The sequence below is a fragment of the Arenimonas malthae CC-JY-1 genome (assembly GCF_000747075.1).
GTDB lineage: Bacteria > Pseudomonadota > Gammaproteobacteria > Xanthomonadales > Xanthomonadaceae > Arenimonas > Arenimonas malthae.
Genome location: NZ_AVCH01000161.1, coordinates 1 through 23,873 on the forward strand (window position 1 = coordinate 1; position 23,873 = coordinate 23,873).

A 23,873-nucleotide genomic window follows, 5' to 3' on the forward strand; every position below is an offset into this window, starting at 1 on the left:
GGCCGGGCGGTTCGCGCAGGGCGGCCTGCTCGCTGGCCTCGGTGGCCTCGGCCAGTTCGGCCCCGGCGCGCTCGAGGTCGGCCAGTTCGGCGGCCAGGCGGTCGCGGGCCCGGGCCAGGGCGGCGCAGGCGGCATCAAGCTCGGACTGCCGGGCGGCCTGGCCGTGGTGCTTGATCCAGAGGCGGTGCTGGAGCAGGTCGCGCTTGGCCTCGCGCACGGGCAGGGCGCCGTCCAGTGAAGCCTGGGCCACGGCGCCGATGTCGGCCGGGACCCGGCCCACCACGGCCTGCAGGGCCTGCATGCGCTCCTGGCTGCGGTCGAGCAGGCGCTCCATCTCGTCGGCCAGGTCCAGCAGGCGGGCAAGGCTGCGGTCGCGGCGCCGGCCGCGCAGGATCCACCGCAGCAGGGGGGCGGCCAGGGCCAGGCTGGCCAGGCCAAGGATGAGTATCGCGGTGGGCATGCGGGCTTCCGGGCGTCAGCGGGCAGTCTGCACCAGCCCCGGCGGGGGCGGCAAACCCTTGCGGGCGCAACGGCTTAGGTTTGACATGCGGCCGCCACGGTCCTATCATTTCGCGCTTATGTCCGCTCCCTTGCCCCCTGTGCTCGACGCCTGGCGCATGGTTGCGGCCAAGCGGTTGTTCGAAGGCCGCCTGCCGCTGTCCGGGATGACCCGGCTGTTGCCGGCCCTGGCGGACGCCGATGGAGAATGCCGGTTCGAGATGGAGTTCGGCCGTGACGCGATGGACCTGCGTTACGTCGAATTGCGCATCGAGGCCAAACTGCCGCTGCAGTGCCAGCGGACGCTGGAACGGTTCCTGTACCCGGTGCGCGTCACGCAGCGCCTGGGCCTGATCACCGACGAAGCGGATGAGGCGGCGCTGCCGGAGGGAATCGAACCCCTCCTGCTGGACGCCAGCGGCGAGCTGGACCCCGCCGGGCTGGTCGAGGACGAACTGATCCTCGCCGTCCCGGTGGTACCGATCGACCCCAACTCGACGGAGGTGACGGCCAATTGGCCCGCCGACGCCGGGGAGGAAGAAGAAAAACCGAATCCTTTCGCCGCGCTTGCCGCGTTGAAGGCACACAAGAAGTAGTTGGAGACAAGCCATGGCCGTCCAGAAGTCCCGAGTTTCCCCGTCCCGCCGCGGCCAGCGCCGTGCGCACGACGCCCTCACTGCCAAGCAGCTGGCCACCGACCCGACCACGGGCGAGACCCACCTGCGCCACCACGTCACCAAGGACGGCTACTACCGTGGCCGCAAGGTCGTGGACGTGAAGTCCGCGGTCGTCGCGGAAGACTGAGGCCGCGTTCCGTCCCCCGGGGCGGAGCCATAGCAAGCCGAGCGCGGCGGGCCTTGTCCCGCCGCGCGCGTTTTCGACGGTGGGTGGCCGCGCGCCGGCCGGCCGCCAGCGTACAGAGGAAGTGACGATGGCCGTGTTCTCGCGTATCGCCGGTACCGGCAGCGCCTTGCCGCAGAAGGTGCTGACCAACAAGGACCTCGAGCAGTTCGTCGAAACCAGCGACGAATGGATCGCGAGCCGCACCGGCATCCGCCAGCGCCACGTCGTTTCCGAAGGCGAAACCACGGCCGACCTGGCCGAGCGCGCCGCCCGCGCCGCCATGGAAGCGGCCGGCGTGCAGGCGTCCGAGCTCGACATGATCGTGCTCGGCACCACCACCCCGAACCTGATCTTCCCGTCCACCGCCTGCCTCGTGCAGCACCGGCTGGGCGCCAACGGCTGCGCGGCGTTCGACGTCAACGCGGCCTGCTCGGGCTTCATCTTCGCGCTCAGCATCGCTGACCAGTTCATCCGCGCCGGCACCTGCAAGACCATCCTGGTGATCGGCGCCGAGACGCTGACGCGCATGCTCGACTGGTCCGACCGCAACACCTGCGTGCTGTTCGGCGACGGCGCCGGCGCGGTGGTGCTCAAGGCCGACGCCGAGGCCGGCATCCTGTCCACGCACCTGCACGCGGACGGCGGCAAGAAGGAACTGCTCTACAACCCGGTGGGCGTGTCCGAAGGCTTCAAGCCCGAGGAAAAGAACGCCGGCGTGCGCGTGCTGATGACCGGCAACGAAGTCTTCAAGCATGCGGTCAAGGCGCTCGACGCCGTGGTGGACGAAACCCTGGCCGCGAACGGCCTGGACAAGTCCGCGCTCGACTGGCTGATCCCGCACCAGGCCAACCTGCGCATCATCGAAGCCACCGCCAAGCGCCTCGAGATGCCGATGGACCGCGTCATCATCACCGTGGACAAGCACGGCAACACCTCGGCCGGTTCGGTGCCGCTGGCGCTGGACGAAGCGGTGCGCTCGGGCAAGGTGCAGCGCGGCCAGTTGCTGCTGCTCGAGGCCTTCGGCGGCGGCTTCACCTGGGGCTCGGCGCTCATCCGCTACTGAGGCGGGCGAGGGGTCGCGGGGCGACCCTACGCGCCGGTACAGACGGAACGGCAGGTCCCTCGCTTATGATTCGCGGATTGAGTCGCGCGGATCATCCATGAGCCAGTCCATCGCCTTCGTTTTCCCCGGCCAGGGTTCCCAGTCCCTGGGCATGCTGGCCGAGCTCGCCGCGGCGCACCCGCAGGTGCAGGCCACCTTCGACGAAGCGTCCGAAGGCGCCGGCGTCGACCTGTGGGCCTTGTCCCAGCAGGGGCCGGAGGAACAGCTCAACCAGACCGAATTCACCCAGCCGGCGCTGCTGGCCGCGGGCGTCGCCGTGTGGCGCGCCTGGCAGGCCCGGGGCGGCGCGGTGCCGTCGCTGCTGGCGGGCCACAGCCTGGGCGAATATGCGGCGCTGGTGGCCGCCGGCGCGATCACGCTGGCCGACGGCGCCCGCCTGGTGCGCGAACGCGGCCGCCTGATGCAGCTCGCCGTGCCCGCCGGCACCGGCGCCATGGCCGCCGTGCTGGGCACCGAGGATGCGCTGGTGGCCGAGGTTTGCGAGGCCGTTTCGGGCGACGACGTGGTGGTGCCCGCGAACTACAACTCGCCGGGCCAGGTCGTCATCGGCGGCAGCGCCGCCGCGGTGGATCGTGCGCTCGCCGAACTCGCGGCGCGCGGCGTGCGCAAGGCCGTCAAGCTCGCGGTGTCGGTGCCATCGCACACGCCGCTCATGCGCGAAGCCGCCAACCGCCTTTCCGAAGTCATGGCCGGCCTGTCCTGGAACGAGCCCGCGATCCCGGTGGTGCAGAATGTCGACGGCGAAGTGCACGCCGGCGTGCAGGCCATCCGCGACGCCCTGGTGCGCCAGCTCTACCTGCCGGTGCGCTGGACCGACTGCGTGCAGGCCCTGGCCGCGCGCGGCGCCACCCACGTCGTCGAATGCGGCCCGGGCAAGGTCCTCACGGGCCTGGTGAAGCGCATCGACAAGTCCCTCGACGCCCGCGCCATCGGCACCCCCGCCGACTTCGACGCCGCGCTGGCCGAGTGGAAAAGCTGAAACCTGAGTCTGGAGAATCGAGAATGTCTGGTGTGCTGAAGGGTGAAGTGGCGCTGGTGACGGGCGCGAGCCGTGGCATCGGCGCGGCGATCGCCGCCGAGCTGGCCGCGATGGGTGCGACGGTGATCGGCACCGCCACCACCGAGGCCGGCGCCGCCGCCATCGGCGAGCGGCTGGCCGCCAGCGGTGGCGCGGGCCGCAAGCTCGACGTGGCCAGCAGCGAGGAGGTCGAGGCGGTCATCGAGGAAATCGGCAAGACCTTCGGCCCCGTCTCCATCCTGGTCAACAACGCCGGCATCACCCGCGACAACCTGCTGATGCGCATGAAGGACGAGGACTGGCAGGCCATCCTCGACACCAACCTCAGCTCCGTCTTCCGCACCTGCAAGGCCGTGATGCGCGGCATGATGAAGGCGCGCAAGGGCCGCATCATCAACATCGCCTCGGTCATCGGCGTCACCGGCAACGCGGGCCAGGCGAACTACGCCGCCGCCAAGGCCGGCATCATCGCCTTCAGCAAGTCGCTGGCGAAGGAAATCGGCAGCCGCGGCGTCACCGTGAACGTGGTCGCGCCGGGTTTCATCCAGACCGACATGACCAAGGACCTGCCGGAGGCCTCGCGCGAGGCACTGGTAGGCCAGATCGCCCTCGGCCGCCTCGGCGAGCCGGCCGACATCGCCCATGCCGTGGCCTTCCTGGCCAGCCCGGCGGCGGCTTACGTCACCGGCGAAACCCTGCACGTCAACGGCGGCATGTACATGCCCTAAGTCCTTGCCTGGGCAGGATTTGCGATAGAATCCCCCGCCCGAACCCAGGCCGCGGCGCGTCCGGCGCCCGCCGCGGCCGGCATTTGATTACAATGCGCCCGAAAACACCCCTCCGGGAGGAGACCGATCCATGAGCAGCATCGAAGAACGCGTCAAGAAAATCGTCATCGAGCAGTTGGGCGTCAAGGAAGAGGAAGTCACCGTGAACGCCTCGTTCGTGGACGACCTCGGCGCCGACTCCCTGGACACCGTCGAGCTGGTCATGGCCCTCGAGGAAGAGTTCGAGTGCGAGATCCCGGACGAAGAGGCCGAGAAGATCACCTCGGTCCAGCAGGCCATCGACTACATCAAGGCCCACGTCAAGGCCTGATCGCCTGGCGGTTCCAACGGCGGGGCCGCGCTTGCGCGGCCCTGCGCGTTTGCGGCACCCGGCCCAAGCCCTGGCTAGTGCGCCGGCGCATGCGTGGCTTTGCCACGCACCCTGAATCCATAGCGGAGTTTCGCCATGAGTCATCGTCGCGTCGTCGTCACCGGCATGGGCATCGTCTCGCCCATCGGCAACACCCTCGCCGCCGCCTGGGACAGCATCCAGGCCGGCCGCAGCGGCATCGGCCCGATCACCCATTTCGACCCCGCCGCGTATGCCACCCGCATCGCCGGCGAGGTGCGTGACTTCGACGCCAAGTCCTTCCTGCCGCCGAAGGACGTGAAGAAGATGGACACCTTCATCCACTACGGCCTCGCCGCCTGCTTCCAGGCGATCGACGACGCCGGGCTGGAGATCACCGAGGCCAACGCCGAGCGCATCGGCGCGCTGGTCGGCTCGGGCATCGGCGGCGTGCGCGGCATCGAGGACACCGCCATCGCGCTGCATGAAGGCGGCCCGCGCAAGGTGTCGCCGTTCTACGTGCCCAGCACCATCATCAACATGCTGCCGGGCCAGCTGACGATCATGAAGGGCATCAAGGGCCCGAACTTCTCGGCGGTCTCGGCCTGCGCCACCTCGAACCACTCGATCGGCATGGCCATGCGCATGATCCAGTACGGCGACGCCGACATCATGGTCGCGGGCGGCGCCGAACACGGCTGCACGCCCACCTCGGTCGGCGGCTTCTGCTCGATGAAGGCCATGTCCACCCGCAACGACGAGCCCACCCGCGCCTCCCGCCCCTGGGACAAGGACCGCGACGGCTTCGTGCTGGGCGATGGCGCCGGCATCCTGATCCTCGAGGAATACGAACACGCCAAGGCGCGCGGCGCGCGGATCTACTGCGAGCTGGCCGGCTTCGGCGCCAGTTCCGACGCCTTCCACATGACCGCGCCGAGCGAAAACGGCGAGGGCGCCGCGCGCTGCATGCGCATGGCCATGAAGGACGCCGGCATCAACGCCGAGCAGGTCGGCTACCTCAATGCGCACGGCACCTCCACGCCGCTGGGCGACGTGGGCGAGACGATGGCGATCAAGGCCGCGTTCGGCGACCACGCCCGCGACCTGATGGTCAGCTCCACCAAGTCCATGACCGGCCACCTGCTGGGCGCCGCCGGCGGCGTCGAGGCGGTGTTCTCGGTGATGGCCCTGCACACCGGCGTCATCCCGCCGACCATCAACCTCGAGAACCCGGGCGAGGGCTGCGACCTCGACTACGTGCCGAACGTGGCGCGCCAGGCCAAGGTGGAGGTCGCCGTCTCGAACGGCTTCGGCTTTGGCGGCACCAACGGCACGCTGGTGTTCCGGAAGCTCTGAGCCCGGCCCGCCCGGCCAACGCGATGCTGACGCGCGCGCTGCCGCCGGGCACCGACCTGCTGCGACTGCAGTCGGCCGACCCCGCGCGTTTCCCGCTGCTGCTCGAAAGCGTCGCCGGGGGCAACGCGCTTTCGCGCTGGGACCTGCTGCTGGCCACCGACGGCACCGGCCTGCGCTTCGATGCCGGCGATCGCGTTCGGCGCCTGCCCGACGGCGCCGATGCCGGTGCGGATTTCCTGGCGGCGCTGGATGCCGACTGGAAAGCCGCGCAGCTGCCGCAGGGTGACCCAAGCTTGCCCTTCCGCGGCGGCTGGGCCCTGTTCCTGGCCTACGAACTGGCGGCGCAGGTGGAACCCAGCCTCGAACTCCCCGCGGCGCCCGGCCCGCTGCCCGTGGCGCTGGCGATGCGTTGCCCGGCGGCCGTGTTGCGCGACCGCGCCAGCGGCGAATGCCTGGCCGTCGCCGAGCCCGGTGCCGACGCCTGGCTCGACGCCTGGCTCGACGCGCTCGCCGCTGCGCCCATGGCCCCCGCGCCGCCGCCGTTCGCGCCGCCCGTGCTGGCCGAAGACGCGCCGGCGCGTTTCACCGACGGCGTGCAACGCATCCACGACTACCTGCGCGCCGGCGACGTGTTCCAGGTGAACCTCTCGCGCGCCTGGCGCGCGCGTTTCGCGCAGGCGCCCGATCCCGCGGCGGTGTACGCCCGCCTGCGCGAGGCCAACCCGGCGCCCTTCGCCGGCCTGCTGCGGGTGGGCGACGCGGCGCTGCTGAGCTCGTCGCCCGAACGCCTGGTGTCCGTGCGCGGTCGCCGCGCCGAAACGCGGCCCATCGCCGGCACCCGTCCGCGCTTCCCGGGCGACGACGATGCCGCCCGCATCCGCGACCTGGTGGGAAACCCCAAGGAGCGCGCCGAACACGTGATGCTGATCGACCTCGAGCGCAACGACCTGGGCCGCGTCTGCGCGCCGGGCAGCGTGAAGGTGGACGAGCTGATGGTGGTGGAAAGCTACGCGCACGTGCACCACATCGTCTCGAACGTGTCCGGCCAGCTGCGCGCCGATGCCACGCCGGGCGAGGTCATCCGCGCCGTGTTTCCCGGCGGCACCATCACCGGCGCGCCGAAGGTGCGCTGCATGCAGATCATCGCCGAGCTCGAGGGCGAAGGCCGCGGCCCCTACACCGGCGCCTTCGGCTACCTGGGCCGCGACGGCGACCTCGACCTCAACATCCTGATCCGCAGCGCATGGCTCGCCGGCGACGAACTGCAGTTCCGCACCGGCGCCGGCATCGTGGTGGACTCCGACGCCGGCCGCGAACTCGACGAAACCCGCGCCAAGGCCCGCGGCCTGCTGCGCGCGCTGGGAGCCGCCGGATGAGCGCGCTGGCCACGGCCATCTACCGCGGCCAGGAGCGCATGCCGGCGCCGGACCCGGCCGACCGCGGCCTGGCCTACGGCGACGGCCTGTTCGAAACGATGCGCGTGTCGGGCGCCGTCGTGCCCTGGTGGGATGCGCACCTCGCGCGGCTGGCGAACGGCGCGCGGCGGCTCGGAATTCCCGCGCCGGACGCCGACTGGCTCGCCGGCGAAGCCGCGGCCCTGTTGGCCGCGGCGCCGGCCGAGGCGGTGCTGAAGCTGGTGCTCACGCGGGGTGCCGGCGGCCGCGGATATTCGCCGCCCGAAGTGACGGTGCCCACCGTGGTGCTGTCCGTGCACCCGCTGCCGGCTCCCTTCGACGGTCCGCTCACGCTCCGCTGGTGCGAGGTACGGCTCGCGCTGCAGCCGCGGCTCGCCGGCCTCAAGCACCTCAACCGGCTCGAGCAGGTGCTGGCGCGCGCCGAGTGGAACGACCCCGCCATCCACGAGGGCCTGATGCTCGACGCCGCCGGCCGCGTCACCTGCGCGACCGCGGCGAACGTGTTCGCGCTCGTCGGCGGCCGCTGGCTCACGCCCGCGCTGCAGGAGGCCGGCGTGGCCGGCATCGCCCGCGGCTGGGTTCTGGCGAACGCGCCCGGCGCGCAGGAGGCCGAGCTGCGGCCTGCCGACATCGAATCGGCGGAGGCGCTTTTCCTGTGCAACGCCGTGCGGGGTATCCTGCCGGTCGGCCGCCTGGGGCAACGTGCCTGGGCGCCGCATCCGGCGCTTGACGAGCTGCGCCGGCGGTTGCGCCGCGACGTGCCGGCGTTCTGACGGGAGTTGATTTTGGCGAAGAAGTCCTCGCACAAGCTGCTCAAGGCGACGCTCGCGCTGTTGCTGCTGCTGGCGGTCGCCGTCGGCGGCTGGCTCTGGCAGCGTTACGACGCCTTCGCCACCACCCCGCTTGCCGTCGCCGGCACCGAACGCATCCTCACGGTCGAACGCGGCGACGGCTTCCAGGACATCCTGGACAAGCTGCGCGGCCTGGGCGTAAGCGAGGGCCACGACCTGGAGTGGAAGGCGCTGGCGCACGAGATGCAGGTGATGTCGCGCCTGCAGGTCGGCGACTACACCATCCGCCACGGCATCACCCCGGCCCAGCTGCTGCGCAAGCTCGAGAGCGGGCAGGTGATCCAGCACCGCTTCACCCTGGTCGAAGGCTGGAACCTGCGCGACCTGCGCGCCGCCATGGCCAAGGACGAGGTGCTGGTGCAGACGCTGCCCGGGCTCGACGACGCCGCGCTGATGAAGGCGCTGGGCCGCGAGGGCGTGCATCCCGAGGGCCGCTTCCTGCCCGAGACCTACCACTTCACCCGCGGCATGAGCGACGTGGACCTGCTGCGCCGCGCCGCGCTGGCCATGGACAAGGCCCTGGCCGACGCCTGGGCCATGCGCGACCCCGGCTTGCCGCTGGAAACGCCCGACGAGCTGCTCACCCTGGCCTCGATCGTCGAGAAGGAGACCGGCAAGCCCGCCGAGCGCCCCGAGATCGCCGGCGTGTTCGTGCGGCGCCTGAAGCTGGGCATGCGCCTGCAGACCGACCCGACGGTCATCTACGGCATGGGCAGCGCCTACGACGGCAACATCCGCAAGCGCGACCTCACCACCGACACGCCCTACAACACCTACACCCGCGGTGGCCTGCCGCCCACGCCCATCGCCATGCCCGGCCGCGCCGCGCTGGTGGCCGCGGCCAAGCCGCAGCCGGGCGACACGCTGTACTTCGTGTCGCGCGGCGACGGCAGCCACGTGTTCTCGTCCTCGCTGGCCGAACATAACCGCGCCGTCGCCTGCCACCAGCTGGGGCGATGCCGATGAGCGCGCGCGGGGTGTTCGTCAGCATCGAAGGCGGCGAGGGCGCCGGCAAGTCCACCGTGATCGCCGCGCTGCACGCGGTGCTCGCCGAGGGCGGGCGCGAGGTGGTGGCCACGCGCGAACCGGGCGGCACGCCCGAAGGCGAGGCCATCCGCGAACTGCTGCTCAGCCCCGGCCAGCACCTGGTGCCCGAGGCCGAGCTGCTGCTGATGTTCGCCGCGCGCGCGCAGCTGGTGCGGCAGGTGATCCGCCCCGCGCTGGCGCGCGGCGCCGCGGTGCTGGCCGACCGGTTCACCGACGCCAGCTTCGCCTACCAGGGCGGCGGCCGCGGCCTGGACACCGGCCACATCGCCGAACTCGAGCGCTGGGCCGCGGGGCTGCGCCCGGACCTGACTTTCCTGCTCGACGTGGGCGTGGCCCAGGGCCTGGCGCGCGCGCGTTCGCGCGGTGGCGAGCCCGACCGCATCGAACGCGAGCGCGAGGACTTCTTCGAACGCGTGCGCGCGGCTTACCTGGCCCGCGCGAAGGCCGAACCCGGGCGCTTCCGCGTCATCGACGCCAGCCAGCCGGCCGACGCGGTGCGCGAGGCGGCCGTGGCGGCGCTGCGCGACTGGCTCCGGCAGCACCCATGAGTCCGCTGGCGCCCTGGCAGCAGCGCGTGCTCGACAAGGCCCTGGCCAGCCTGGCCGAAGGCCGCCTGGGCCACGCCCTGCTGCTGGTGGGCCCCGAGCGCCTGGGCAAGCAGGCCGTGGCCGAACTGCTCTCGAAGCGCCTGCTCTGCGCCAGTCCCGGCGCCGACGGCCTGGCCTGCGGTCGCTGCCGCGGCTGCCAGCTGTTCGCCGCCGGCACCCACCCCGATTTCCGCGGCGTGAGCTTCATCCCCAACGAGAAGGGCGACAAGCTGCGCAGCGAGATCGTCGTCGACCAGATGCGTGAGCTCGGCCAATGGTTCGCGCTGACGCCGCAGCTCGGCGGCGCGCAGGTGGCCCTGATCCACCCGGCGCACGCGCTCAATACCGCCGCCGCGAATGCCTTGCTCAAGACGCTGGAGGAACCCGCGCCGGGCCGCTACCTGCTGCTGGTGAGCGACCGCGCGGGCGTCCTGCCGGCCACCATCCGCAGCCGCTGCCAGCGCCTGGAGTTCCGGCTGCCGGCGCGCGGGGAATCGGAAGCCTGGCTGCGTTCGCAGGGCCACGGCCCGCAGGCCCTGGCGAAGGCCCTGGACGCCGCGCGCGGCCACCCGGGCCTGGCCGCCCACTGGCTCGAGGGCGGCTCCCTGGCCCTGCGCAACGAGGTGCAGGCCGACCTCAACGCCCTGGCCGACGGCCGCAAGCCGCCGGTGGAACTGGCCCAGGCCTGGCTGGGCGACGACCATGCGGCCCTGCGCCTGCGCTTCGCCGCCGAACTGGCGCTCGACGGCATCTCGGCCCGGCTGGCCGGCACGCCGGCGCCCGGCTTGACCCTGCCGGGCGATTTCCAGAAGCTTTCCGCGTGGTTCGACGGCATCAACCGCGCCCGCGACCAGCTGCGGGTACCGGCCCTGCGCCATGACCTGGCGCTGGCCGCACTGCTGCTCGAATGGCGTAGCATGTTCAAGGACACGGAAGCGGCGAGGGCAGGGCGATGATCGGAGGCGGCGCGGGCGCAAGGCAGGGCATCCTGTCCCTGGCCATCAAGGACAAGGCGTCGCTGTACAACGCCTACATGCCCTTCGTGAAGGGCGGCGGCATCTTCGTGCCCACCACCAAGCGTTACGCGCTCGGCGACGAGGTCTTCATCCTGCTGTCGCTCATGGAAGAGAAGGACCGCCTGCCGGTGGCCGGCAAGGTCGTCTGGATCACCCCGGCCGGCGCCCAGGGCAACCGCACCGCGGGCATCGGCGTGCAGTTCGCCGACAGCGCCGAGGCCGAAACCGTGAAGGGCAAGATCGAAACCTTCCTGGCCGGCACGCTCGAGGCCGACAAGCCCACCCACACCATGTGACGCACGCGCCCCGGGCGCGACGCGAACGAAGGCCCCGGCGAACCCGGGGCCTTCGCGTTTGCGGGCCTCAGCCCATGCGCCCGCTCAGCCACAGGCCGAGCAGCAGCCCCGCGCTGCCGAGCACGATGCCGGCGATGGCGCCCCAGCGGCCATTGCGGCGCTCGCGGGCCTGGCGGGCGGTGGCGCCCACCGGGTCGAGTTCGCGCTCGCGCGCGCGGCGGGGTTCCAGGATGTTGGGCAGCCACGCGCCGCAGCTCACCGAGATGCCCACCATGAAACCCACCGAGAGCGCGAAGTGCGGGATCCAGCCGGGGATCTTCGCCAGCGCCACGATGCCCAGGCTGAAGCCGACCACCAGGCCCGACATGACCAGGGCATAGGCCAGCAAGCCGCGGCGCTCCCGCTCGTCGAAGGGTGCGCGCAGGTAGCGGCGGACGCCCATCCAGATGCCCAGCAGGCCGCCGCCGATGCCGATCGCCGCGCCACCCAGCGCGCCCACGCCGACCTTGGCCAGGCCCTTGGCCCCGCCCAGCGCGCCGAGGCCGAGCGCGGTGGCTGCCGCGGCCGGCGGGGCCGCGGTAGCCAGCGCGATCGCCACCGCCGTGGTGAAGGCGGCGCCCGGCGCGGTGGACTTCGCGAAGTCGCCCAGCCGCTGGAGCAGTTCCTCGCGCACGCGTTCGCGGGCGCGGGAGAGGCGCTTGCGCACCGCCGCGTCCTGCAGCCCCAGCAGGCCGGCCACCTGGCGCGAACTCTGGCCCTCGCGGTAGTAGAGCAGCAGCACCTCGCGCGATTCTTCCGGCAGGCTGTCGATCACCGCGGCGGCCACGGCCTGCTGCTCCAGTTCGGCGGCATGTTCGCCCGGCTCCGGGCGTGGGTCGGCCACCTGGGCCAGCAGCCGTTCGACGTCGCCGGCCGGCTCGCGGCGGCGGCCCTGGGCGCGCAGGTGGTCGCGGGCGAGGTTGCGGGTGATCTGGCGCAGCCAGGGCAGGAAGCTGTCCGGGTTCTTGAGCCGGCGCAGGTTCTGCCAGGCCGACAGGAAGGCTTCCTGGGCCACGTCTTCGCTCGCCGGCACGTCGCGCACGATGGCCAGCGCGATGGAGGTGACCGTGCCCTGGCAGGCGGCGACGATGCGGCCGTAGGCGTCCCGGTCGCCGCGGGCGGCGGCCGGGAGGTGGGCATGGACCAGGCTGTCGAGGACGTCGGTGCTCATTGGGCGCTCCGTGGGATGGTAAACCCAGGGACGCCCCGGCGCGCCGGATGTGACCGGGATTATTCCGGCGCCGTGCCGTACTTCGCGCGCATGAAGTTCACGTACAGCCAGCCGTAGCGCTGGTACCAGTCGCGGTTGCCGAAATGCTCGGCCTCGCACTGGCCCAGCTTCTTCATCGAGCGGTCGATCTCGAACAGGTAGTCGTTGGCCTTGCGGGTATAGGTGCGCTTGAGGTCGGCCACCGCCTTCTCGATCTGCGGCTTGCCGCCCAGCGACCACGACAGCCCGGCCACGCCATGCACGCCCGAACTGCTGTCGCCGAAGGCCATGGCCGAGTTGGCCATGCGCACGTTGGCGGCGGTGATGCAGCGGGCGCGTTCGATGTAGAAGCGGTTGAAGTCGATGGCGCGCACGGCGTCGCCGTAACACTGCATGCACTCGCGCGAGTCGGCGCACTGCGAGGGCACCATCGGGCCGGCGTCGGCGGTGTAGTTCGAGCCGCAGTCGGCCTCGCGGTCGTCCAGCGACTGCCAGTCGTCCCAGGCCTGGGTGGCGTCGTCGTAGATCTCGAGCGCGTCGTTGACGGCGTCGATGGCCTCGTCCACGTCCTCGCGCGGATCCTCGTCTTCGCCGTCGTCGTCCTCGCCGCCGTCGTCTTCCTCCTCGCCGGTGTCGCCGAAGCCGGCCAGGCCGGTGCCGGTGGGGCTGGCAAGCGCGGCGGGGACCAGGCCCAGCATCAGCAGGGCCAACAACCAGGGGCGCAGGTTCATGACGGCTTCCTCCGCAGCACGAGGAGGGCGAGCAACACGACGCCGATGCCCAGCAGGCCGGCGATCACCCAAAGCACCATCGACCCGAGGCCGCCGCCCTCGCCGGCGCCCTCGAATTCGCTGGCCTTCACCACCACCGGGCGCATCTCGGGCTTCACCTCGTCGCCCACCCACACCAGCAGGCGGTAGGCGGTGCCGGCCTCCGGGGCGCTCACGGTGGCCTGGAACTCGCCCTCGGTGCGGATCTTGAACTTGAGGATCTCGCCCCCGGTTTCGCCTTCACGCAAGGGCTGGTTCCAGGCGTACTTCGACAGCTGAAGGCGCACGTCGTCGCCCTTGCGCACGGGGCGCAGCAGCACGGTCACCGGCATCATCGCGGTCAGGCCGTCGACCAGGAAGCGGTGGCCGTCTGGCCCGGCCTTGCCCTTCACCACCACGGCGCGGCCGGCGCGCAGGCCCTCCATGGGCTTGGGCTCGAGCCGGATGATGTTGGGCGGGGGCGGATCCGCGGCGGCGGCCACGGCGGGGGCCAGCAGGGCGCAGGCCAGCAGGCCGGCGAACGGGGCTCGGAACAGCGCGTGGACCATGGGCGTCTCCGGGGGCGACCGACCAGGCGAACCCGCCCCGGGGGCGGGCGGTGGCCCGAGTCTACGCCCGTCCCGGCGCCGGTGCGCGGCTCAGCCGGCGAGCTGGCGGATGACCAGCAGCGCGGCACCGGCGGCGGCCGCGCCCAGCAGGGCCAGGCGGATCTTGTTCATGCGTGCCCGCGGGTTCACCGCCGGCTTCTCGCGGAACTGCAGGTTCTCCGGCAGGTAGGACGGCTCGCGGGTGGCCTCGAGCAGGCCGGCCTCGTGCAGGATCTCGCGCGCCCGCTTGAAGTCGTCCGGGCGCAGCACCCACAGCGCGGGCTGCTGGCTGGGGTCGTGGTCCTTGGCCGAATAGCTGAACTCGCGGCGGCTGGTGCCCTTCCAGCTGCGGCCCTGGGTGATCTTGGTGGCGATGCCGGCCTCGTTGAGCAGGCGCTCGACGCCTTCGACGTTTTCCAGCCGCGTGGACGTGAATACCTGGCGCATCAGCGGGCCACCCAGGCTTCGGGCAGGACGCGGATCAGGCCTTCCTGCGCGGTGGAGGCCACCAGCCGGCCGTCGCGGGCGTAGATCTGGCCGCGGGCCAGGCCACGCGCGCCCTGGGCGCTGGGGCTGTCGAGCGAATAAAGCAGCCAGTCGTCGGCGCGGAACGGGCGGTGGAACCACATGGCGTGGTCGAGCGAGGCCATCTGCACGTTCGGCTGGTAGTAGCTGATGCCGTGCGGGAAGGTGGCGGTGCCGAGAAGGTGGAAGTCGGACGCGTACGCCAGCAGCGCCTGGTGCAGGATGGGGGAATCGCCGACTTCGCCGGTGAGGCGGAACCAGACCTGCTGGTAGGGCGGGCGCTTGGGCGGCTTCACTTCGTCGCGCGGGTAGACCGGGCGGATCTCGAACGGGCCCATGCGCGACAGCCAGCGCTGCGCCTTGGGCGGCAGCTGGGCCAGCTGCGCGGCGGTGGGCGCCGGCACCGGCTCGATGTCTTCCGGCGCCGGCACTTCGGGCATGCCGAGCTGGTGCTCGTTGCCGGGTTCGCTTTCCTGGAAGGAGGCGGCGAACACGAAGATGGGCTTGCCGTGCTGGATGGCGGTGACGCGGCGCACCGAGAAGCTGTTGCCGTCGCGGGTGCGGTCGACGTCGTAGACGATCGGGTGCTCGACGTCGCCGGCGCGCAGGAAGTAGGCGTGGATCGAGTGCACGTGGCGGTCGTCGGCCAGGGTCTGCTGGGCGGCCGACAGGGCCTGGCCCAGCACCTGGCCGCCGAAGACGTACTTGGTGCCGATGTCGCGGCTCTGGCCGCGGAACAGGTTGTCTTCGAGGCGCTCGAGGCGCAGCAGGTCGACCAGTTCGGCGGCGACGGATGCGGTCATGGGGACTCCGGGGTTCAGCCGCGGATTATACCCGCGGCGGGCCGCCGGGCCGGGGCTCAGGGGCGGATGCGCTCGAGCTTCACGGCGTCGAGCACCTTCGACCAGGGGAAACGCGGCCCCGGGTCGCGCTTGCGGAACACCATCTGGTGCAGGTTGTCGCTGGCCGGCACCTGGGCCAGGTCGAGGTCCTCGTGGCCGGCGATGAATTCCAGCGCCGGCAGCTCGCGCTCGAGCTTGCCCAGCAGCGCCAGCAGCGACGCCACCTGCGCGTCGGTGTAGGGCTCGTCCATGGTCTGGCGGCGGGAATCGAGCCAGTCCGGGTAACGGCCGCGGTTGACCAGCTCGATGCCGACCGAGCGCTCGTTGTAGCTGCGGGTGTGGTGCGCGACGCGGTCGGGCTTCACGAACACATGGATGCTGCCGTCGCGGTCGATGTAGTAGTGGCCGCTGTTGCCGGTGCCGCTGTCGTAGATCTCGCGCTCGCCGTACTGGCGCGCGGTGTCGAGGTCGGGCAGCTCGGTGCAATGGATGACCACCAGGTCCACCTGGGCCAGCGGACGGGACTCCAGGCGGTGCTCGTACGGAAGCGGCCAGTCGTGCAGGACGGGCTCGGGAGGCAGGTCGGGGGTCATGCCGCATGTTAACATCGCGGCCGTTTCCGGAGCCCCCCATGACCCTTCCCGCCGACACCGCGCTGGGCGCCCTGATGGCCACGCTGCCACGCCCCGGCCGGGTGCAGTGGCTGGGCCTGCGCACCGCCCGCGACGTGCCCATGCGCGAAGTCGGGGCCGCCGAGGCCGTGGCCGGCAAGGGCCTGCTGGGCGACCGCTACGCCAGCGCCAGCGGCAAGCGCGGCATCACCCTCATCCAGGCCGAACACCTGCCGGCCATCGCCGCGCTGGCGGGGCTGGAATCGGTCGCGCCGGCCACCCTGCGCCGCAACCTGGTCGTGTCCGGCCTGCCGCTGGTGGCGCTGAAGGGGCGTCGCTTCCGCATCGGCGAGGCCGTGTTCGAAGGCACCGGCGACTGCGACCCGTGCTCGCGCATGGAAGCGGCGCTGGGCCCGGGTGGCTACAACGCCATGCGCGGCCACGGCGGGCTGTGCGCACGCATCGTCAGCGGCGGCCGTATCGCCGTCGGCGACCTGGTGGTGCCGGAGGATGCCGCGTGAGCGGCCACGTCATCATCTCGCACGGCCTGGAAAGCGGCCCCGACGCCAGCAAGGCCACGGCCCTGGCCCGCGTCGCCGGCGCCCTGGGCTGGACCCATGAACGCCCCGATTACCGCGACCTCGACGTGCTCGGCCCGCTGGGCGACGTGAAGGCCCGCATCCGCCGCCTGGCCGAACGCGCCCACCTGGCCACGCGCAAGCCGCTGGTGCTGGCCGGTTCGAGCATGGGCGCCTATGTTTCGGCGCATGTCTCGCGCGAGGTGCCGGTGGCCGGCCTGTTCCTGATGGCGCCGCCGATCGCGCTGGAAGTGGAGCCGCGTTACCTGCGCGCCGCCATGGTGCCCACGCGCATCGTGCACGGCTGGGAGGACGAGCTGATCCCGGCCCAGGACGTGGTGCGCTGGGCGCAGCGGCGCCAGGACCACCTGGTGATGGTGCCCGACAGCCACCGGCTGGCGGCGCACGTCGAATTCTGCGCCGAGGAATTCGGCCGCTTCCTGCAGATGCTGTCGGCGTGAAGTTCTTCGTCGCCTGCGCCAAGGGCCTGGAGTACCTGCTCGCCGACGAACTGGTGGCGCTGGGCGCGGCGAAGGCCAGCGCCGCGCTGGCCGGCGCCAACGCCGAGGGCGAGCCGGAAGCGGCCTACCGCGCCGTCATGTTCTCGCGCCTGGCCAGCCGCGTGCTGTGGCCGCTGGCGGAGTTCGAATGCGCCAACGAGCACGACCTCTACCAGGGCGTGCACGCCATCGACTGGACCCGCCACCTCGACCCCGAGGGCACGCTGGCGGTGGACGCGCACGTCTCCGGCCCCGGCCTCACGCACGAGCGCTACGCCGCGCAGCGGGTGAAGGACGCCGTGGTCGACCGCATGCGCGCCGCGCACGGCGTGCGCCCCTCGGTGGACACCGAAGCGCCCGACCTGCGCCTGAGCCTGGTGGTGCGCAAGGGCCGCGCCATCGTCTCGGTGGACATCGGCGGCGGGCCGCTGCACCGCCGTGGCTGGCGCCAGTCGCAGGGCGAGGCGCCGCTGAAGGAAAACCTCGCCGCCGGCATGCTCCTCCGCGGCGGCTGGCCGAAGCTTTATGCCGAGGGCGGGGCGCTGCTCGACCCGATGTGCGGCAGCGGCACCCTGCTGGTGGAAGGCGCGCTGATGGCCGCTGACGAAGCCCCGGGCTTGCGCCGCCTGGCCGGCACCTTGCCCACGCGCTGGCGCCAGTTCGACGAGGCGCTGTGGTCGCGCATCGAACTGGAAGCCCGCCAGCGCGCCGAAGCCGGCCGCGCCGCGCTGCGCCCGGTGTTCTTCGGTGCCGACCTCGACCCGAAGGCCCTGCAGGCGGCGGTGGCCAACGCCGACCGCGCCGGCGTGGCCGAGTTCATCCGGCTCGACCGCGGCGACATCCGCGCGCTGAAGGCGCCGCCGGTGGCGCTCGGCCTGGTCGCCTGCAACCCGCCCTACGACGCCCGCCTGGCCGCCGACCCGGCGCTCTACCGCGCGCTCGGCGACGCCCTGCGCGCCGCGGTGCCGGACTGGCGCGCGGTGCTGCTGTGCGGCTCCGACGAACTTGCGCACGCCACCGGCCTGCGCGCCGCCAAGCGTTATGCCTTCTTCAACGGCGCGCTCGAATGCAGCCTGGTGGTGTGCGACCCGGTGCAGCCGCCGGCGCGCGCCCCGCGCGAAGCGCGGCCGCTGGGCGAGGGCGCGCAGATGGTGGCCAACCGCCTGCGCAAGAACCTCAGGCATTCGCGCTCCTGGCGCGAGCGCGAGGGCGTCACCTGCTTCCGCGCCTATGACGCCGACCTGCCGGAATATTCGGCGGCCGTGGACGTGTACGCCGAGGACGGCGGCGAGGCCCGCACCTTCGTGCACGTGCAGGAATACGAAGCGCCCGCCAGCATCCCCGAAGCCGACACCAAGCGCCGCTTCGGCGAGTTGCTCGACGCGGTGCGCGACGTGTTCGCGGTGCCACCGGGCCAGGTGGCCATCAAGACGCGTGCGCGCGGCAAGGGCGGCAGCAAGTACGGGCGCATGGACCAGCGCGGCGAGTTCGTGGCCGTGCGCGAGGGCGCCGCGCGCCTGTGGGTGAACCTGTTCGATTACCTCGACACCGGCCTGTTCCTCGACCACCGCCCGGTGCGCCTGCGCATCGGCTGCGAATCGGCCGGCAAGCGTTTCCTCAACCTGTTCGGCTACACCGGCGCGGCCAGCGTGCACGCGGCGGTGGGCGGCGCGGCGGAAACCACCAGCGTGGACCTGTCCGGCACCTACCTGGAATGGGCCGGCCGCAACCTCGCGCTCAACGGCGCCACCGGCCGCCAGCACCGCCTGGTGCAGGCCGACGCCATGGCCTGGCTGGAAGCCGACCGCGGCCAGTACGAGCTGATCTTCTGCGACCCGCCGACCTTCTCGAACTCCGCCCGCGCCGAGGACTTCGACACCCAGCGCGACCACGTGCGCCTGCTGCGCGCGGCCGTGGCCCGGCTGGCGCCGGGCGGCCTGCTGCTGTTTTCGAACAACTACCGCCGCTTCAAGCTCGACGAAGCGGCGGTGGCGGAATTCGCCGACGCCCGCGAAATCAGCCGCGACACCATCGCGCCCGACTTCGAGCGCAACCCGCGCATCCACCGCTGCTGGGAAGTGCGGCGGCGCTGATCCCGCCGGTCACTCGCCCTGGGTGGCGGTTTCGGCCTTGATGCGGCCCTTGGGTTCGTTGCGGCCGGTGGCCTCGAAATACTCGGCGTCGTCGATGCGCTCCACGCGCTGGATGCGGCAGCGCTCGCGCCCGACCACGACATATTCGCCGACGTGCCCGCAGATGCGATTGCTGACATGGTCGCCGACGAAATGCAGGTCCGGCGAGGTGCCCAGCGACAGGCACAGCTCCGACAGGCGGATGCGGTACTTGCGGCGGCCGGCGTCCACCAGCAGCTCGTCGTCGTCCACGTAGTCCCAGCCGCGCGCGAAGGCCGGGTCGAAACATTCGCTGGGATGCACGACGGCGCGCTTGCCCGGGCTGTCGGGCGTGGCAGGGCCGGGCAGGCTGGCGCAGGCGGCCAGCGAGAGGGAGGCAAACGCAGTCAGGACGAGCGGGGCGTGACGCATGGCAGTGGCCTCGGGCGGGGATGCAATCCAGTCTCGGACCGGGACGATTAACCTGTCCGAAACGCTTTCCGGAGCATTATGCTGTGGACATGAACCGAAGTGCCCCCACCGCCCTGGCGCACACCTGGACCTTCTTCCGCCAATGGCTGAAGAACCCGCTGGGCATGGCGGCCATTTCGCCCTCGAGCCGCCAGCTGGCCCGGCAGATGATGTCCGAGCTGCCGCGCGGGGCGCGCCGGGTGGTCGAACTCGGCGGCGGCACCGGCGTGTTCACCCGGGCCCTGCTCGACAGCGGCATCGCGCCGGCCGACCTGCTGGTGCTCGAGCTCAACGAAGAACTGCACCAGCACCTGCAGCGCCATTTCCCGAACGTGCAGGTGGCCTGCGCCGACGCCCGCGACCTGGCCGAGGTGGCCTCGGCGCGCGGCTTCGGTCCGGACGCGCCGGTGGATGCGGTGGTGTCCGGCCTGGGCCTGCTGTCCATGCCCAAGGCGACGCAGCAGGCCATCCTGACGGCGGCCTTCGACTGCCTGCAGCCGCAGGGGCGCTTCGTGCAGTTCACCTACGGCCCGGCCAACCCGGTGGCCCGGGAAGTGCTCGAGGCCCTCGACCTCAACGCCCGGCGCGGCAGCTTCACCTGGTGGAACGTGCCGCCTGCCACGGTGTACGTGTATTCGCGGCGCGTCTCGCGCGCCATCACCCCGCGCTCGATGCGCTGAGGGAAGTCCGGCGCGCCCCGAAGGGCGCGCCGGCCCGCGGCCTTACTGGCCGGTCTTGATGGTGGTCCAGGCGCGCACGCGCTCGCGGGTGGTTTCCGGCGGCAGCGTCACCGGGTCCACCAGCTTGGCCAGCACCTCGGCGGGCGGGTACACGCCCGGGTCGCCGGAGATTTCCGGGTCCACCAGCGGCGTGGCCGCGGTGTTCGGGCTGGCGTAGGCCACGTAGTTGGTGATACCCGCGGCCACTTCCGGCTTGAGCAGGTAGTCCATCAGCGCATGGGCGTTGTCGGCGTGCGGCGCGTCCTTCGGGATGGCCATCAGGTCCACCCAGCGCACGGCGCCTTCCTTCGGGATGATGTACTGGATCTCGACGCCGTTGCCCGATTCCTCGGCGCGGTCGCCGGCCAGGAACACGTCGCCCGAATAGCCCATGGCCAGGCAGAGGTCGCCGTTGGCCAGGTCGTCGATGTACTTGGACGAATTGAAGTAGCGCACATGCGGCCGGATGGCCGCGAAGGCGTCGGTGACGGCCTGGGTCTCGGCGCCGGTGAGGGCGTTGGCGTCCATGCCCTTCCAGATCAGCGCGGCGGCGAAGGCTTCCTGTTCGTCGTCGAGCACCGAGATGCCGCAGGCGGCGAGCTTCTCGGCATTGGCGGGGTCGAACAGCAGCGACCAGGAATCGAGCGGCGCGTCCTCGCCCAGCACTTCCTTCACCTTGGCCACGTTGATGCCCAGGCCCGTGGTGCCCCACATGTAGGGCAGGGCGTGGACATTGCCCGGATCCACGTCCTGCAGGCCCTGCAGCAGGCCGGCGTCGAGGTTGCCCAGGTTCGAAAGCTTGGACTTGTCGAGCGGCGCGTACACGCCGGCCTGGATGTGCCGCTGCGCGAACGGGCGCGCCGAGGGGAACACCAGGTCGTAACCCGAGGCGCCGGCCATCAGCTTGGCTTCGAGCATCTCGTTGTTGTCGTAGACGTCGTACACCACCTTGATGCCGGTCTCGGCCTCGAAGTTGGCGATGGTGTCCTCGGCGATGTAGTCGGACCAGTTGTAGACGTAGACGACCTTCTCGCCCTGGGCAGGCGCATCGGCGGCGGGAGCCGCGGTGGTGGCGGGCGGCTCCGGCGACTGGCTGCAGGCGGCCAGCAGGAGGGCGGAAGCGATCAGGCTGTAGCGCAGGATCATGGTCGGCTCCGTAGGTTCGGGCCTGCCATGGTCGGCGCGGGGGAGGGGGCTGTCAACGCACGCCAGGCGCGCGCGGGCGCGGCTCAGCGGGCCGAAGGCCACTCGCTGGCCAGCAGGCCCATGAGCACGCTGTCCTGCAGCTCGCCGGCCACTTGCCAGCGCTGGCGAAGGTAACCCTCGCGGCGGAAGCCGAGGGCTTCGAGCGTGTTGAGCGAGCCCTGGTTGCGCGGGTCCACGTCGGCTTCGAGGCGGCGCAGGCCGAGCTGGCCGAAGGCGTGGTCGAGCAGCACGGTGAGCGCCTCGCGGGCGTAGCGGCGGCCCCAGTGCTCGCGCGCAAGGGCGAAGCCCAGCTCGGCGCGGCCCTGGGCGTGGTCGATGGCGTAGAGCGTGGCGGTGCCGATCACCTGGTCGTCGCCGCGCAGCGCGATGCCCCACTGGAACAGGTCGCCCTGTTCGAACCCGCGGTGGATGGCTTCGAGGTAGATGCTGGCCTCGTCGCGGTGCGGCCAGGCCACGTGGCTCCAGAAGCGCATCACTTCCGGGTCCGAAAACACAGCGTAGAGGTCTTCGAGGTCCGCCGGCTCGATCCAGCGCAGCTGCAGGCGCGGGGCCACGAGCGTGGGAAGCCGGTCGGGCCCGGCCGGGGGCGGGCTGTGGGCGGTTCGGCTGCGGCGGGCAGTGGGCATGTCGCGCAGGGCCATGGGACATCGGGGGGCTGGGTTACCCGTTAGAACGCATGACGGGCCCCGGACCGGCCGCGCTTGCACCCGCCGGGGCGCCCTGCAACCCTGCGTTGCGGGCTGCCGGCCTGATCCCGGCGCCCGGCCGCCCCCATCATTCCTGCTATCCACCCGACCGGAGTCGCCCCATGAGCCCCACCGTCCGCCCCGTCCTGCGCACCCTGCGCGGCATGGCCGCCTCCGATGGCGCCGGCGTGAAGCTGACCCGCGTCATCGGCACGCCCCAGTTGCCGGACCTGGACCCGTTCCTGATGCTCGACGAATTCGGCACCGACCGGCCCGAGGACTACCTGGCTGGCTTCCCGGCGCACCCGCACCGCGGCTTCGAGACCGTGACCTACATGCTCGACGGCCGCATGCGCCATAAGGACAACCACGGCAACGAGGGCGTGCTGGTGCCCGGCAGCGTGCAGTGGATGACCGCCGGCCGCGGCATCGTGCACTCGGAGATGCCCGAGCAGGAAGAAGGCCGCATGCGCGGCTTCCAGCTCTGGATCAACCTGCCGGCCGCGCAGAAGATGACCGCGCCGCGTTACCAGGAATACGGACCGGAGCGTTTCCCGGAGGTCGAGCTCGGCCCCGGCGCGCGCGCCAAGGTGATCGCCGGTGACGCCGGCGGCGCCACGGGCCCGATCGCGCAGCCAGCCACCGATCCCATCTACCTCGACCTGTCGCTGCAGCCCGGCGCGCGCGTGGAGCAGTCGGTGCCCGTGGGGCACAGCGCTTTCGCCTACGTGTTCGAAGGGTCGGTGCGCATCGGCGAGGGCGAATCGGCGCGCAGCGTGCCGGCGCGCGAGCTGGCCGTGCTCGGCCCGGGTGATCGCGTGGTGCTCGAAGGCATGTCGCCCGATTCGCGGGTGATCCTGGTGGCCGGCCGCCCGCTGCGCGAGCCGGTGGCGCGTTACGGCCCGTTCGTGATGAACACCGAGGCCGAGCTGCGCCAGGCCTTCGCGGACTACCAGGCCGGGCGCTTCTGAGCGGCGCTCAGCGCTCCGGGAGCGGGATCGATTCGGTCTCGCCGGGCACCTGGCCCAGCCGGCCCTCGCGCCAGTCGGCCTTGGCCTGCTCGATGCGCTCGCGCGAGCTGGACACGAAGTTCCACCAGACGTGGCGCGGGCCGTCCAGCGGCTCGCCGCCCAGCAGCATCACGCGCGCGTCGCAGGCGGCGCGCAGCAGCGGTTCGGTGCCGGGCTCCAGCACCAGCAGGTGTTCGAGCGGCAGCGCTTCGCCGTCGAGCGTGAGTTCGCCTTCCACGGCGTAGAGCGCGCGTTCGGCGTGTTCGGCCGGGATCGACAGCGCCGCGCCGGCCGTGAGTTCGACCGACACGTACAGCGTGCGCGCCAGCACCTGCACCGGCGAGCGTTCGCCGAAGGCGTCGCCGGCCACCACGTGCAGGCGCACGCCCGGCAGCTCGACCACCGGCAGCGTGGCGGCGGGGTGGTGGGCGAACGCTGGCGCCGCTTCTTCGTGCTCCTTCGGCAGCGCCACCCAGGTCTGCAGGCCGTGCATGCGCTGAGGCTTGCCGAGCAGGCGTTCCGGCGTGCGCTCGGAGTGCACGATGCCGCGGCCGGCGGTCATCCAGTTGACGTCGCCGGGCAGGATCTCCTGCGCGTAGCCCAGGCTGTCGCGGTGCATGATCGCGCCCTCCCACAGGTAGGTCACCGTGGCCAGGCCGATGTGCGGGTGCGGGCGCACCGCCATCGGGTGCGCCGGGTCGAGTTCGGCCGGGCCGATGTGGTCGAAGAACACGAAGGGGCCGACGCTGCGGCGGCCGGCCTGCGGCAGCAGGCGCTTCACCGTGAAGCCGCCGCCGAGGTCGTGGCTGCGCGGGGAAAGGAGCTGCGGCATGGGAGGCCTC

General features: G+C 71.9%; 29 protein-coding genes. 18 read left to right on the forward strand and 11 right to left on the reverse strand.

Annotated features, from left to right (window positions below):
* On the reverse strand, window positions 1-460 hold a 460-nt coding region (locus N790_RS08565), incomplete at its 3' end, for a hypothetical protein (protein WP_043803261.1).
* A gap of 118 nt (window positions 461-578) precedes the next feature.
* Here N790_RS08565 and N790_RS08570 point away from each other — a divergent pair.
* The 13 genes from N790_RS08570 (at window position 579) to N790_RS08630 (ending at window position 11,166) form a co-directional block, all read left to right on the forward strand.
* Window positions 579-1,094 carry a YceD family protein gene (locus N790_RS08570; RefSeq protein WP_043803263.1) on the forward strand — a complete coding sequence of 172 codons (516 nt, stop codon included), beginning with the start codon at window positions 579-581 and terminating at the stop codon, window positions 1,092-1,094.
* 13 nt (window positions 1,095-1,107) lie between these two features.
* A complete protein-coding gene (gene rpmF, locus N790_RS08575) occupies window positions 1,108-1,302 on the forward strand; it encodes a 50S ribosomal protein L32 (RefSeq protein WP_043803267.1) in 195 nt (64 codons plus the stop codon).
* Between the two features lie 127 nt (window positions 1,303-1,429).
* On the forward strand, window positions 1,430-2,404 hold the full coding sequence (locus tag N790_RS08580) for a beta-ketoacyl-ACP synthase III (RefSeq protein ID WP_425388030.1): 975 nt from the start codon (window positions 1,430-1,432) through the stop codon (window positions 2,402-2,404).
* Between the two features lie 97 nt (window positions 2,405-2,501).
* Window positions 2,502-3,443, forward strand: coding sequence for an ACP S-malonyltransferase (gene fabD, locus N790_RS08585; RefSeq protein WP_043803273.1), 942 nt, complete (start codon window positions 2,502-2,504; stop codon window positions 3,441-3,443).
* Between the two features lie 23 nt (window positions 3,444-3,466).
* A complete protein-coding gene (fabG, locus tag N790_RS08590; RefSeq protein ID WP_043803276.1) occupies window positions 3,467-4,210 on the forward strand; it encodes a 3-oxoacyl-ACP reductase FabG in 744 nt (247 codons plus the stop codon).
* 130 nt (window positions 4,211-4,340) lie between these two features.
* A complete protein-coding gene (gene acpP, locus N790_RS08595; RefSeq protein WP_034210536.1) occupies window positions 4,341-4,580 on the forward strand; it encodes an acyl carrier protein in 240 nt (79 codons plus the stop codon).
* 135 nt (window positions 4,581-4,715) lie between these two features.
* Window positions 4,716-5,954, forward strand: coding sequence for a beta-ketoacyl-ACP synthase II (fabF, locus tag N790_RS08600; protein ID WP_084062791.1), 1,239 nt, complete (start codon window positions 4,716-4,718; stop codon window positions 5,952-5,954).
* 23 nt (window positions 5,955-5,977) lie between these two features.
* Window positions 5,978-7,330, forward strand: a complete 1,353-nt coding sequence (locus N790_RS08605) for an aminodeoxychorismate synthase component I (RefSeq protein WP_043803282.1) — start codon at window positions 5,978-5,980, stop codon at window positions 7,328-7,330.
* Window positions 7,327-8,142 carry an aminodeoxychorismate lyase gene (pabC, locus tag N790_RS08610; protein ID WP_043803285.1) on the forward strand — a complete coding sequence of 272 codons (816 nt, stop codon included), beginning with the start codon at window positions 7,327-7,329 and terminating at the stop codon, window positions 8,140-8,142. Before N790_RS08605 ends, pabC begins: the two co-directional genes overlap by 4 nt.
* A 12-nt stretch (window positions 8,143-8,154) precedes the next feature.
* Complete coding sequence (gene mltG / locus N790_RS08615; protein WP_052385812.1) at window positions 8,155-9,186, forward strand: endolytic transglycosylase MltG; 1,032 nt, start codon at window positions 8,155-8,157, stop codon at window positions 9,184-9,186.
* A complete protein-coding gene (gene tmk / locus N790_RS08620; RefSeq protein ID WP_043803398.1) occupies window positions 9,183-9,815 on the forward strand; it encodes a dTMP kinase in 633 nt (210 codons plus the stop codon). Before mltG ends, tmk begins: the two co-directional genes overlap by 4 nt.
* The gene (locus tag N790_RS08625) at window positions 9,812-10,810 is read left to right on the forward strand and encodes a DNA polymerase III subunit delta' (RefSeq protein ID WP_043803286.1); all 999 of its coding nucleotides are present in this window, start codon (window positions 9,812-9,814) and stop codon (window positions 10,808-10,810) included. Before tmk ends, N790_RS08625 begins: the two co-directional genes overlap by 4 nt.
* Window positions 10,807-11,166: a PilZ domain-containing protein gene (locus N790_RS08630; protein WP_043803289.1), complete on the forward strand. Its 360-nt coding sequence runs from the start codon at window positions 10,807-10,809 to the stop codon at window positions 11,164-11,166. The genes N790_RS08625 and N790_RS08630 overlap by 4 nt, the downstream gene beginning before the upstream one ends.
* A 67-nt stretch (window positions 11,167-11,233) precedes the next feature.
* Here the strand turns inward: N790_RS08630 and N790_RS08635 are convergent, their stop codons facing one another.
* The 6 genes from N790_RS08635 to N790_RS08660 form a co-directional block, all read right to left on the reverse strand.
* Complete coding sequence (locus tag N790_RS08635) at window positions 11,234-12,376, reverse strand: sigma-70 family RNA polymerase sigma factor (RefSeq protein ID WP_043803291.1); 1,143 nt, start codon at window positions 12,374-12,376, stop codon at window positions 11,234-11,236.
* Between the two features lie 59 nt (window positions 12,377-12,435).
* Entirely contained in the window at window positions 12,436-13,146 is a 711-nt protein-coding gene (locus N790_RS08640; protein WP_043803293.1) for a hypothetical protein, read from the reverse strand.
* The gene (locus tag N790_RS08645) at window positions 13,143-13,733 is read right to left on the reverse strand and encodes a hypothetical protein (protein WP_043803296.1); all 591 of its coding nucleotides are present in this window, start codon (window positions 13,731-13,733) and stop codon (window positions 13,143-13,145) included. The genes N790_RS08640 and N790_RS08645 overlap by 4 nt, the downstream gene beginning before the upstream one ends.
* Window positions 13,734-13,823: 90 nt before the next feature.
* Window positions 13,824-14,219: a hypothetical protein gene (locus tag N790_RS16045; protein ID WP_052385813.1), complete on the reverse strand. Its 396-nt coding sequence runs from the start codon at window positions 14,217-14,219 to the stop codon at window positions 13,824-13,826.
* A complete protein-coding gene (gene tesB, locus N790_RS08655) occupies window positions 14,219-15,100 on the reverse strand; it encodes an acyl-CoA thioesterase II (protein WP_043803299.1) in 882 nt (293 codons plus the stop codon). Before tesB ends, N790_RS16045 begins: the two co-directional genes overlap by 1 nt.
* Window positions 15,101-15,156: 56 nt before the next feature.
* Entirely contained in the window at window positions 15,157-15,732 is a 576-nt protein-coding gene (locus N790_RS08660; RefSeq protein ID WP_043803303.1) for an N-acetylmuramoyl-L-alanine amidase, read from the reverse strand.
* A 38-nt stretch (window positions 15,733-15,770) separates the two neighbouring features.
* Between N790_RS08660 and N790_RS08665 the strand changes: the two genes are divergently transcribed.
* Genes N790_RS08665 through rlmKL form a run of 3 tightly spaced genes read left to right on the forward strand, consistent with a single transcriptional unit; the run spans window position 15,771 to window position 18,921 of the window.
* Complete coding sequence (locus N790_RS08665) at window positions 15,771-16,271, forward strand: MOSC domain-containing protein (protein ID WP_043803306.1); 501 nt, start codon at window positions 15,771-15,773, stop codon at window positions 16,269-16,271.
* Window positions 16,268-16,789, forward strand: a complete 522-nt coding sequence (locus N790_RS08670) for an alpha/beta hydrolase (protein ID WP_043803308.1) — start codon at window positions 16,268-16,270, stop codon at window positions 16,787-16,789. Before N790_RS08665 ends, N790_RS08670 begins: the two co-directional genes overlap by 4 nt.
* Window positions 16,786-18,921, forward strand: coding sequence for a bifunctional 23S rRNA (guanine(2069)-N(7))-methyltransferase RlmK/23S rRNA (guanine(2445)-N(2))-methyltransferase RlmL (gene rlmKL, locus N790_RS08675; protein WP_043803311.1), 2,136 nt, complete (start codon window positions 16,786-16,788; stop codon window positions 18,919-18,921). The genes N790_RS08670 and rlmKL overlap by 4 nt, the downstream gene beginning before the upstream one ends.
* 9 nt (window positions 18,922-18,930) lie before the next feature.
* On the opposite strand, the gene N790_RS08680 is transcribed toward rlmKL, so the two are convergent.
* Window positions 18,931-19,371, reverse strand: coding sequence for a DUF6491 family protein (locus N790_RS08680; protein WP_043803313.1), 441 nt, complete (start codon window positions 19,369-19,371; stop codon window positions 18,931-18,933).
* Between the two features lie 89 nt (window positions 19,372-19,460).
* Between N790_RS08680 and N790_RS08685 the strand changes: the two genes are divergently transcribed.
* Entirely contained in the window at window positions 19,461-20,090 is a 630-nt protein-coding gene (locus N790_RS08685; protein WP_043803316.1) for a class I SAM-dependent methyltransferase, read from the forward strand.
* 42 nt (window positions 20,091-20,132) lie between these two features.
* On the opposite strand, the gene N790_RS08690 is transcribed toward N790_RS08685, so the two are convergent.
* Window positions 20,133-21,275, reverse strand: a complete 1,143-nt coding sequence (locus tag N790_RS08690) for a polyamine ABC transporter substrate-binding protein (RefSeq protein ID WP_043803318.1) — start codon at window positions 21,273-21,275, stop codon at window positions 20,133-20,135.
* An 83-nt stretch (window positions 21,276-21,358) separates the two neighbouring features.
* Complete coding sequence (locus N790_RS08695) at window positions 21,359-21,976, reverse strand: GNAT family N-acetyltransferase (RefSeq protein WP_084062794.1); 618 nt, start codon at window positions 21,974-21,976, stop codon at window positions 21,359-21,361.
* A 167-nt stretch (window positions 21,977-22,143) separates the two neighbouring features.
* Here N790_RS08695 and N790_RS08700 point away from each other — a divergent pair, with 167 nt between their 5' ends.
* Window positions 22,144-22,992, forward strand: coding sequence for a pirin family protein (locus tag N790_RS08700; RefSeq protein WP_043803321.1), 849 nt, complete (start codon window positions 22,144-22,146; stop codon window positions 22,990-22,992).
* A 7-nt stretch (window positions 22,993-22,999) separates the two neighbouring features.
* Here the strand turns inward: N790_RS08700 and N790_RS08705 are convergent, their stop codons facing one another.
* Window positions 23,000-23,863 (reverse strand): pirin family protein, encoded by an 864-nt coding sequence (locus N790_RS08705; protein WP_043803324.1) that lies wholly within the window; start codon window positions 23,861-23,863, stop codon window positions 23,000-23,002.
* Between the last annotated feature and the right edge of the window lie 10 nt (window positions 23,864-23,873).

Coding starts and splice junctions, on each gene's coding strand:
- N790_RS08570 (WP_043803263.1), top strand. CDS start 579: ATGTCCGCTCCCTTGCCCCCTGTGCTCGACGCCTGGCGCATGGTTGCG.
- rpmF (WP_043803267.1), top strand. CDS start 1,108: ATGGCCGTCCAGAAGTCCCGAGTTTCCCCGTCCCGCCGCGGCCAGCGC.
- N790_RS08580 (WP_425388030.1), top strand. CDS start 1,430: ATGGCCGTGTTCTCGCGTATCGCCGGTACCGGCAGCGCCTTGCCGCAG.
- fabD (WP_043803273.1), top strand. CDS start 2,502: ATGAGCCAGTCCATCGCCTTCGTTTTCCCCGGCCAGGGTTCCCAGTCC.
- fabG (WP_043803276.1), top strand. CDS start 3,467: ATGTCTGGTGTGCTGAAGGGTGAAGTGGCGCTGGTGACGGGCGCGAGC.
- acpP (WP_034210536.1), top strand. CDS start 4,341: ATGAGCAGCATCGAAGAACGCGTCAAGAAAATCGTCATCGAGCAGTTG.
- fabF (WP_084062791.1), top strand. CDS start 4,716: ATGAGTCATCGTCGCGTCGTCGTCACCGGCATGGGCATCGTCTCGCCC.
- N790_RS08605 (WP_043803282.1), top strand. CDS start 5,978: ATGCTGACGCGCGCGCTGCCGCCGGGCACCGACCTGCTGCGACTGCAG.
- pabC (WP_043803285.1), top strand. CDS start 7,327: ATGAGCGCGCTGGCCACGGCCATCTACCGCGGCCAGGAGCGCATGCCG.
- tmk (WP_043803398.1), top strand. CDS start 9,183: ATGAGCGCGCGCGGGGTGTTCGTCAGCATCGAAGGCGGCGAGGGCGCC.
- N790_RS08625 (WP_043803286.1), top strand. CDS start 9,812: ATGAGTCCGCTGGCGCCCTGGCAGCAGCGCGTGCTCGACAAGGCCCTG.
- N790_RS08630 (WP_043803289.1), top strand. CDS start 10,807: ATGATCGGAGGCGGCGCGGGCGCAAGGCAGGGCATCCTGTCCCTGGCC.
- N790_RS08635 (WP_043803291.1), bottom strand. CDS start 12,376: ATGAGCACCGACGTCCTCGACAGCCTGGTCCATGCCCACCTCCCGGCC.
- N790_RS08640 (WP_043803293.1), bottom strand. CDS start 13,146: ATGAACCTGCGCCCCTGGTTGTTGGCCCTGCTGATGCTGGGCCTGGTC.
- N790_RS08645 (WP_043803296.1), bottom strand. CDS start 13,733: ATGGTCCACGCGCTGTTCCGAGCCCCGTTCGCCGGCCTGCTGGCCTGC.
- N790_RS16045 (WP_052385813.1), bottom strand. CDS start 14,219: ATGCGCCAGGTATTCACGTCCACGCGGCTGGAAAACGTCGAAGGCGTC.
- tesB (WP_043803299.1), bottom strand. CDS start 15,100: ATGACCGCATCCGTCGCCGCCGAACTGGTCGACCTGCTGCGCCTCGAG.
- N790_RS08660 (WP_043803303.1), bottom strand. CDS start 15,732: ATGACCCCCGACCTGCCTCCCGAGCCCGTCCTGCACGACTGGCCGCTT.
- N790_RS08665 (WP_043803306.1), top strand. CDS start 15,771: ATGACCCTTCCCGCCGACACCGCGCTGGGCGCCCTGATGGCCACGCTG.
- N790_RS08680 (WP_043803313.1), bottom strand. CDS start 19,371: ATGCGTCACGCCCCGCTCGTCCTGACTGCGTTTGCCTCCCTCTCGCTG.
- N790_RS08685 (WP_043803316.1), top strand. CDS start 19,461: ATGAACCGAAGTGCCCCCACCGCCCTGGCGCACACCTGGACCTTCTTC.
- N790_RS08690 (WP_043803318.1), bottom strand. CDS start 21,275: ATGATCCTGCGCTACAGCCTGATCGCTTCCGCCCTCCTGCTGGCCGCC.
- N790_RS08695 (WP_084062794.1), bottom strand. CDS start 21,976: ATGGCCCTGCGCGACATGCCCACTGCCCGCCGCAGCCGAACCGCCCAC.
- N790_RS08700 (WP_043803321.1), top strand. CDS start 22,144: ATGAGCCCCACCGTCCGCCCCGTCCTGCGCACCCTGCGCGGCATGGCC.
- N790_RS08705 (WP_043803324.1), bottom strand. CDS start 23,863: ATGCCGCAGCTCCTTTCCCCGCGCAGCCACGACCTCGGCGGCGGCTTC.